The sequence below is a fragment of the Methylobacterium sp. genome (assembly GCF_019745455.1).
Classification (GTDB): domain Bacteria; phylum Pseudomonadota; class Alphaproteobacteria; order Rhizobiales; family Beijerinckiaceae; genus Methylobacterium.
The window spans coordinates 118856-126001 of the sequence record NZ_JAIETD010000017.1 but is presented as its reverse complement, the minus strand read 5'-3'; the positions used below and the strand labels follow the sequence as shown (position 1 = coordinate 126001).

The following is a 7146-nucleotide window of genomic DNA, read 5'->3' as shown; positions in this document are numbered from 1 at the left end:
GCGGATGACGCTCTTCGATGCCGTGGGGGCTGCCAGCGCCATGGGTGCGCCGCGTCGCCCCTTCCACGAACCGTACAGAGAGTAGCGCCGATGCTCGATCTCCAAACGCTCGTGCTGAACGCGGATTACCGGCCGCTCTCCTACAATCCGCTCTCGCTCTGGTCCTGGAAGGACGCTTTCACCGCGCTGTTCCTCGACCGTGTCACCCTGGTGGCGAGCTACGATACCGAGGCGCGCTCGCCGAGCCGGTCGCTCAAGGTGCCGAGCGTGGTGGCGCTCAAGAACTACGTCACGCTGGCGCGCAGCCCGGCCTTCACCCGCTACAACATCTACCTGCGCGACACCTTCTCGTGCCAGTATTGCGGCCTGCGCCTGCCCTCGGGCGGGCTGACCTTCGACCATGTGATCCCGCGCTCGCGCGGCGGGTTGTCGAGCTGGGAGAACGTCGTCGCCGCCTGTTCGCCCTGCAACCTGCGCAAGGCGAACCGGACCCCGGCGGAAGCCGACATGCCGCTCCTCAACGAGCCGCGCCGGCCGACCCGGTACGAGCTCCACCACCGCCAGCCGGAATTCGACCACCGCGAATACCATCACACCTGGCTCGACTATCTCTACTGGGACAGCGAGCTCGAGAGCTGATCCTCAGTCAGGGAAAGCGCTTGGGCGGGATGTTGTAGATCGGAACGTTGGGATTGTCCGTGAGCCGGCCGGGCTCGACCCCGCCGACGAAGGCGGGGCGGTAGGCCCGACGCGGCAGGTAGCGGCGGACGTGGTGCTGGCGGTGGGCATGGACCGCGCGGTGAAGCCTCGGGGCGCCGTAACCCTGCTCGCGGCCTTGCTCGAAGCCATCGGCCTGAGCTGTTGCGCCGAGAGCGAGGGTCACGGCAACAGCAAGGAAGAAGGTGCGGATCATAAGAAAGTCCTTGCTGAGTGTGACGCGACGCTTCAAACGCGACATCTGACACTTGCTCGTATTAACCGCCGTCGCTCTACATTAAAATTTAACGGCGGCGCCGCCGCGAACGGTGTTGACGTTGACGCCACGTACCGACGCATTGCTATTTGCAGTGCCGTCAAATGCGTCAAAAAGGATGTATTGATATTCGCCACGAAGGACAATGTTTTGTGTTAGGGCATATTCAAGTCCAGCACCGAGAGCTAATCCTGCGACGACTTTAGTTTTATAGTAACTACCGAGCCCTGCATTAACCAAAAAAGTCGACGTAGATCCGTTTACGTTTCGATCAGATATTAATCTATTGTAAGCTGGATCAGATGCGTTGATAGCAACTTGCTGGCCGACCCTGGCTCGTCCGATCGCGAGGCCGCCCGTGACGAACGGCAGAAAGCTGCCGATCGCATAGCCGGCGCGGACACGCGCTGTACCATAGTCGAGCAGCTCTGTTGACGCAGTCCCGTTCACATTCAGACTTATTCTTCTATTCAACCCATTTTCTAGAAAACTTGTATTAATGGTGTCTTGTGATTTACCTAGAGCATCAAGTTTCGTGTAGTCAAATTCGAAGCCGAGAACGGTTTCATCGAACTGGAAATTGTAGCCAAGATACACTCCGTACCCGGTATCTGAGGTTCTCTTTTCGAAAACATTTAGGCTATTTACAGCGCTTTGAGCGGCTGATCTGAAAAAGAAATCCTCTGGCGTCTTCGAGAAATAGTCAGCTGCTACTTGCCCAAAGGTGTTTGGATATTTTTGTGATGTTGATGTAATTCCAACATGCCCGCCGACATACACGCCGCTCCAGTCGATCGCTGGTTCCACTGTCTCGTATTCAGGGCCGCGAAGCACGCCGTAATCGAGATCGGCCGCCTGGGCTGCCGGGACGCCGAGGGAACTCAAACCTGCCAGAAGGGAAACAGTCAGGGTACGCATGGTTTCGTCCTCAAGGCGTCGCCTCAACGGAGGTCTGCTGAGCCTGTAGAACCGTTGTAGTTGAGTAACCTTAACAGTGTGTTGCGAAAGCTGCTTTTACGGTCTCGTGCAGCAGTTGCGGCGAGCCCGATGCTGAACAACAAAAAGGCGGCGTGGACATGATGTCCGCACCGCCTTTTTTGGTTGCCGGCCTTGTTCGGGCCGGGATCTCAGTACTTGCGCACCAGCGGGGCCGGCTCGTAGCTCGGAGCCAGCGGCGGCAGGGCGGCCACGCCGACGCCGCCGAGAAGCCAGCGCATGCCGATCTTCACGTCCTGCGAGGTGATGTCCTTGAAGCTGTAGCTCGCGAGCGAGCAGCCCGGGTCGTTGATGCAGGCCACGTTTCCGGTCTTCGCCTGGCCCATGTTCAGGTAGCGGTAGGCCAACTCGAGCTGGACGTTCGGGGTCACGCTGTAGGCGAGGCCGGCATGCGCCGCCCATGCGAAGCTGCCCGAATGCTTGTCCGGTGCGGTGCCGAAGCCGCCGAGCGCAGTACCGGCGCCGACATCGCTGAAGTTCGAGATCGTATGGTAGGCGTAGCCGACGCCGCCACCGACGAAGGGCGTAACGCCATGCCAGGTGCCGAGATCGATGTAGCCGTTGGCCATCACGAGAACGCTGGAGAGTTTTCCGTCGTACTTGTTGACGCCGATGCCACGCGTGCCATCGGGGAAGAAGCCGTTGAAACGGTCCACCGCATAGAGCTTGGTGCCCCCGCGATACTCGGCCGTGACATCGCCTCTGAAGAAGCCGAAGCCGTAGCCGACGCCGCCGCCGGCGAAGAACTGGTCACCCGCGCCGAGCTGGTCGTAGGCGTAGCCGTCCGGCAAGTTGCCGCGCAGGAGTTTGGTCTTGGCTTTGCCGATATCGACAGCGCCGACCCCGACATCGCCACGCAGGTACCAGCCACCGCCGATCTCGACAGGCGGCGGAAGCGGCTCGGGCGGCAGTGGAGGCAGGAGGTCGGCGGCATGGGCGAGGCAGGGCGCTCCCACGCTCACAAGGAGCGTGATCGAGCGCGCCAAAGCTGGCAGCTTGAGGCGGCGCATGGGATGTCCTTCAACTCGATTGCGTGCCGGAAGCTCGGATGCCGGCCTGGATGACGATTTGGAGGATGTCCGCGAGAGGTTAAATGACACTTAACGTTAAAACTTATCCTTGCCGGATCGTTGCAATCTTGCGCCTACGCGGCGCGTCGTAACGAAAAGCAATCGATCGATTTCGCAATCGTAGCGGGAGCACCGAAACACGTTGAGACCCCGGCGCCAGCACTTCGCTCGACGCTCTCCACTCTACCCGCCGATCCAGAAGGCCGATCATCAATGCATGTACAGGAGGTCCGCGCCCTGGCGCTGAGCCTGCCGGAGGTGAGCGAAGGCGCTCACCAGGGCCGTCCCGATTTCCGCCTCGGCGGCCGGATCTTCGCGACCTTGTGGGTCGAGGAGGAGCGTATCGTCGTGCGGCTCTCGGATGCCGATCGCACCGCCCTCGACGACGTCGCCCCTGGCATGCTCGAGCCTGTCCCCGGCGCATGGGGGCGACGCGGATGGACGAGTGTCGATCTCTTCGACATCGACGAAGAGGCCATGCGCGGGATCCTTCTGGCCGCTTGGCGAAGGCTCGCGCCCTCACTCCTCGACGAGTCGAATTGAGGCCGGCCTCGGCTCAGGCGGCCGCTTTCGCCGAGACCCTCGCGACAGCGTCGACGACCTCGTCGACCACCGTCGAGACGAGGCTGCGGTCGTCGCCCTCTGCCATCACGCGGATCACCGGCTCGGTGCCCGAGGGACGGATGACGAGACGGCCCGAATTGCCGAGGCGCGCCCTGGCTTCGGCGATGGCGCTGACCACCGACTCGTGCTCCAGGGGCTCGCCCGAGGAATAACAGACATTGCGCAGGATCTGCGGCAGCGGATCGAAGCAATGGCAGACCTCGCTCACGGGGCGGCCCTGCCGCTGAACGACGCTCAGCACCTGGAGTGCCGCCACGAGGCCGTCGCCGGTGGTGGCATAGTCCGACATGATGATGTGGCCGGATTGCTCTCCGCCGAGGTTGTAGCCGTGCTCGCGCATGTGTTCGAGGACGTAGCGGTCGCCGACCGCGGTGCGCGCGAGCGTGAGCCCGATGCCGCCGAGGTAGCGCTCCAGCCCGAGGTTGGACATGATCGTCGCCACGAGACCCGGTTTCGTGAGCCGCTCGTCCTCCTTCCACGAACGCGCCACCACCGCCATCAGCTGGTCGCCGTCGACGGTGTGGCCCTTTTCGTCGACGATGAGCACCCGGTCGGCGTCGCCGTCGAGGGCGATGCCGATATCGGCGCGCAACTCGCGGACCTTCGCGGTGAGCGCGGCAGGCGCCGTCGAGCCGACGCCGCGGTTGATGTTGAAGCCGTCGGGCTCGACGCCGATGGCGATGACCTCCGCGCCGAGCTCCCACAGGGTCTCGGGCGCGACGCGGTAGCCGGCGCCGTTGGCGCAATCGACTACCACCCGCAATCCGTCGAGGGTGACCTGGCGCGGCAGCGTGCGCTTGGCGAACTCGATATAGCGGGCATGGACGCTCTCGATGCGCTTGGCGCGTCCGATATCGAGGGAGCCGGCGAGGCGCTTGTGCAGTTGACCGTCGAGCAACGTCTCGATCTCGCGCTCGACCTCATCGGAGAGCTTGAAGCCGTCGGGACCGAACAGCTTGATGCCGTTGTCCTCGTAGGCGTTGTGCGAGGCCGAGATCATCACGCCGATATCGGCCCGCATCGAGCGCGTCAGCATCGCCACCGCCGGTGTCGGCATCGGGCCGAGTTGGAGCACGTCCATCCCCACCGAGGTGAAGCCGGCGATGAGCGCGGTCTCGATCATGTAGCCCGACAGCCGCGTGTCCTTGCCGATCACGACGCGATGGCGATGGTCGCCGCGCTGAAACACCAAGCCGGCCGCCTGACCGACCTTGAGGGCGAGTTCCGGCGTGATCACGCCGTTGGCGAGGCCACGGATTCCGTCGGTCCCGAAATACTTGCGCACGTGGTTCGTCCCCGGTTTGCCGGCCTCTTCTAATGCATCTCCGTAGACGGCTGGTATCCAAGCGTGGCGAATCGATGGTGAACTCGGCGAAGCGCTCGGGTGCCGCCGCAGGTCAGACGCTGATGCTCCTCTCCTCCCCGCCAGGTGAAGGGGATCGCATTCAGTCTTCGATCCGCTGCGCCACGCGAAAGGGCGGCGGGATCGCTCCCGCCGCCCTCGATGTTCTGCGTCGTGAGATCACGCCTGAGGCTGAGGCTCCAGCCCGCCGTCGCTCTCGCGCGGCCTACCACGGCCGGCTGATGGTACAGACGAACCTCGGATCGAGGTCGGACCGTCGCCGGCGTCGCGGATCGGTGGCTTGCCGGCCAGAAGACCCTTGATCTCGTCGCCCGACAGGGTCTCGTATTCAAGAAGGCCCTGCGCCAGGGTCTCGAGGTCGTCCTTGTGCTCGGCGAGGATGCGGCGGGCTTCCTCCAGACCGCTTTCGACGAGACGACGGACTTCCGCATCGATCTTCTGCGCGGTGGCCTCCGAGACGGTCTGCTGGCGGCCCATCGACATGCCGAGGAAGACCTCGTCGTTGTTCTCGCCGTAGGCCACGGTGCCGAGCTCGGGCGAGAAGCCCCAACGGGTCACCATCATGCGGGCGAGGCGCGTGGCCTGCTCGATGTCGGACTGGGCGCCGGACGTCACCTTGTCGGCACCGAAGGTCATTTCCTCGGCGATGCGGCCGCCCATCATGATGGCGAGACGCGAGGTCATCTGCTCGAACGACATCGAGAGCTTGTCACGCTCGGGAAGCTGCATGACCATGCCGAGCGCTCGGCCACGCGGGATGATCGTCGCCTTATGGACGGGATCGGTGGCCGGCACGTTGAAGGCGACGATGGCGTGGCCGCCCTCGTGATAGGCGGTGAGCCGCTTCTCGTCCTCGGTCATGACCAGGGTACGCCGCTCGGCGCCCATCATGACCTTGTCCTTGGCATCCTCGAACTCGTGCATCGTCACGATGCGCTTGCCGCGACGGGCGGCGAGGAGCGCGGATTCGTTGACGAGGTTCATCAGGTCGGCGCCCGAGAAACCCGGCGTGCCGCGCGCGATTACCTTGAGGTCGACGTCCGGAGCCAGCGGCACCTTGCGGACGTGAACGCGCAGGATGCGCTCACGGCCGACGACGTCGGGGTTCGGCACCATGATCTGGCGATCGAACCGACCCGGACGCAGCAACGCGGGGTCGAGCACGTCGGGACGGTTGGTGGCCGCGATGATGATCACGCCCTCGTTCGCCTCGAACCCGTCCATCTCCACGAGGAGCTGGTTGAGGGTCTGCTCGCGCTCGTCGTTGCCGCCGCCGAGACCCGCGCCGCGGTGGCGACCCACCGCGTCGATCTCGTCGATGAAGATGATGCAGGGAGCGTTCTTCTTGGCCTGCTCGAACATGTCGCGTACGCGGCTCGCACCAACGCCGACGAACATCTCGACGAAGTCGGAGCCCGAGATCGTGAAGAACGGCACGTTGGCTTCACCCGCGACCGCCCGAGCGATCAGGGTCTTACCCGTGCCGGGGGGGCCGACGAGGAGCACGCCGCGCGGGATGCGCCCGCCGAGCCGCTGGAACTTCTGCGGATCGCGCAGGAACTCGACGATTTCCTGAAGATCCTCCTTGGCCTCCTCGACGCCGGCCACGTCGTCGAAGCTGACGCGGCCCGAGGCCTCGGTGAGGAGCTTGGCCTTCGATTTGCCGAAGCCCATGGCGCGGCCGGCGCCCGATTGCATCTGGCGCGACAGGAAGATCCATGCACCGATGAAGACGAGAATCGGCAGCCAGCTGACCAGCAGCTGGATGAACCAGGGGGTGTTGTCCGAAGGCGGACGTGCCGTGATCTGGACGCCCTTGCTCTGGAGCTTCGTCACCAGCATCGGGTCGTTCGGGGCGTAGGAGGTGAAGTTGCCGCCGCCGACATAGGTGCCGCTGACGTCCTGGCCTGAGATCACCACCGTCTGGATCTTGCCGGCGTCCGCGTCGTTAAGGAGCTGGCTGTAGGCGATCTCGCTTCCGCCGCCGCGGTGACCCGGGTTCTGGAACAGGGTCACGAGCGCGAGGACGAGAAGGAAGATGACGACCCACAGGGCGAAATTGCGGAAATTGGGGTTCATCGATCAATCCCTGGGGGCGTGCGGCGCGCTGCGTACTCGCA

The 7146-nt window shown here is 63.9% G+C and carries 7 protein-coding genes; 2 read left to right on the top strand and 5 right to left on the bottom strand.

Features of this window, described 5'->3' with window-relative positions; genetic code table 11:
- The first annotated feature begins 90 nt into the window (after positions 1-90).
- The gene (locus K2Y56_RS02790; protein WP_292504710.1) at positions 91-639 is read left to right on the top strand and encodes an HNH endonuclease; all 549 of its coding nucleotides are present in this window, start codon (positions 91-93) and stop codon (positions 637-639) included.
- Between the two features lie 7 nt (positions 640-646).
- On the opposite strand, the gene K2Y56_RS02785 is transcribed toward K2Y56_RS02790, so the two are convergent.
- The 3 genes from K2Y56_RS02785 to K2Y56_RS02775 form a co-directional block, all read right to left on the bottom strand.
- Positions 647-958 (bottom strand): hypothetical protein, encoded by a 312-nt coding sequence (locus K2Y56_RS02785; RefSeq protein ID WP_292504707.1) that lies wholly within the window; start codon positions 956-958, stop codon positions 647-649.
- 36 nt (positions 959-994) lie between these two features.
- Positions 995-1891, bottom strand: coding sequence for an outer membrane beta-barrel protein (locus K2Y56_RS02780; RefSeq protein WP_292504705.1), 897 nt, complete (start codon positions 1889-1891; stop codon positions 995-997).
- A 209-nt stretch (positions 1892-2100) separates the two neighbouring features.
- Positions 2101-2979 carry an outer membrane beta-barrel protein gene (locus tag K2Y56_RS02775; RefSeq protein ID WP_292504703.1) on the bottom strand — a complete coding sequence of 293 codons (879 nt, stop codon included), beginning with the start codon at positions 2977-2979 and terminating at the stop codon, positions 2101-2103.
- Positions 2980-3252: 273 nt separating this feature from the next.
- Between K2Y56_RS02775 and K2Y56_RS02770 the strand changes: the two genes are divergently transcribed.
- Positions 3253-3582 carry an MmcQ/YjbR family DNA-binding protein gene (locus K2Y56_RS02770; RefSeq protein WP_292504701.1) on the top strand — a complete coding sequence of 110 codons (330 nt, stop codon included), beginning with the start codon at positions 3253-3255 and terminating at the stop codon, positions 3580-3582.
- 13 nt (positions 3583-3595) lie between these two features.
- Here K2Y56_RS02770 and glmM read toward each other — a convergent pair whose 3' ends face one another.
- Positions 3596-4948, bottom strand: coding sequence for a phosphoglucosamine mutase (gene glmM / locus K2Y56_RS02765; RefSeq protein ID WP_292504699.1), 1353 nt, complete (start codon positions 4946-4948; stop codon positions 3596-3598).
- 237 nt (positions 4949-5185) lie between these two features.
- A complete protein-coding gene (ftsH, locus tag K2Y56_RS02760; protein WP_292504695.1) occupies positions 5186-7105 on the bottom strand; it encodes an ATP-dependent zinc metalloprotease FtsH in 1920 nt (639 codons plus the stop codon).
- Between the last annotated feature and the right edge of the window lie 41 nt (positions 7106-7146).

Bases quoted from the DNA above. Each gene is read 5' to 3' on its own strand.
- K2Y56_RS02790 (WP_292504710.1), top strand. From the start codon at position 91: ATGCTCGATCTCCAAACGCTCGTGCTGAACGCGGATTACCGGCCGCTC.
- K2Y56_RS02785 (WP_292504707.1), bottom strand. From the start codon at position 958: ATGTCGCGTTTGAAGCGTCGCGTCACACTCAGCAAGGACTTTCTTATG.
- K2Y56_RS02780 (WP_292504705.1), bottom strand. From the start codon at position 1,891: ATGCGTACCCTGACTGTTTCCCTTCTGGCAGGTTTGAGTTCCCTCGGC.
- K2Y56_RS02775 (WP_292504703.1), bottom strand. From the start codon at position 2,979: ATGCGCCGCCTCAAGCTGCCAGCTTTGGCGCGCTCGATCACGCTCCTT.
- K2Y56_RS02770 (WP_292504701.1), top strand. From the start codon at position 3,253: ATGCATGTACAGGAGGTCCGCGCCCTGGCGCTGAGCCTGCCGGAGGTG.
- ftsH (WP_292504695.1), bottom strand. From the start codon at position 7,105: ATGAACCCCAATTTCCGCAATTTCGCCCTGTGGGTCGTCATCTTCCTT.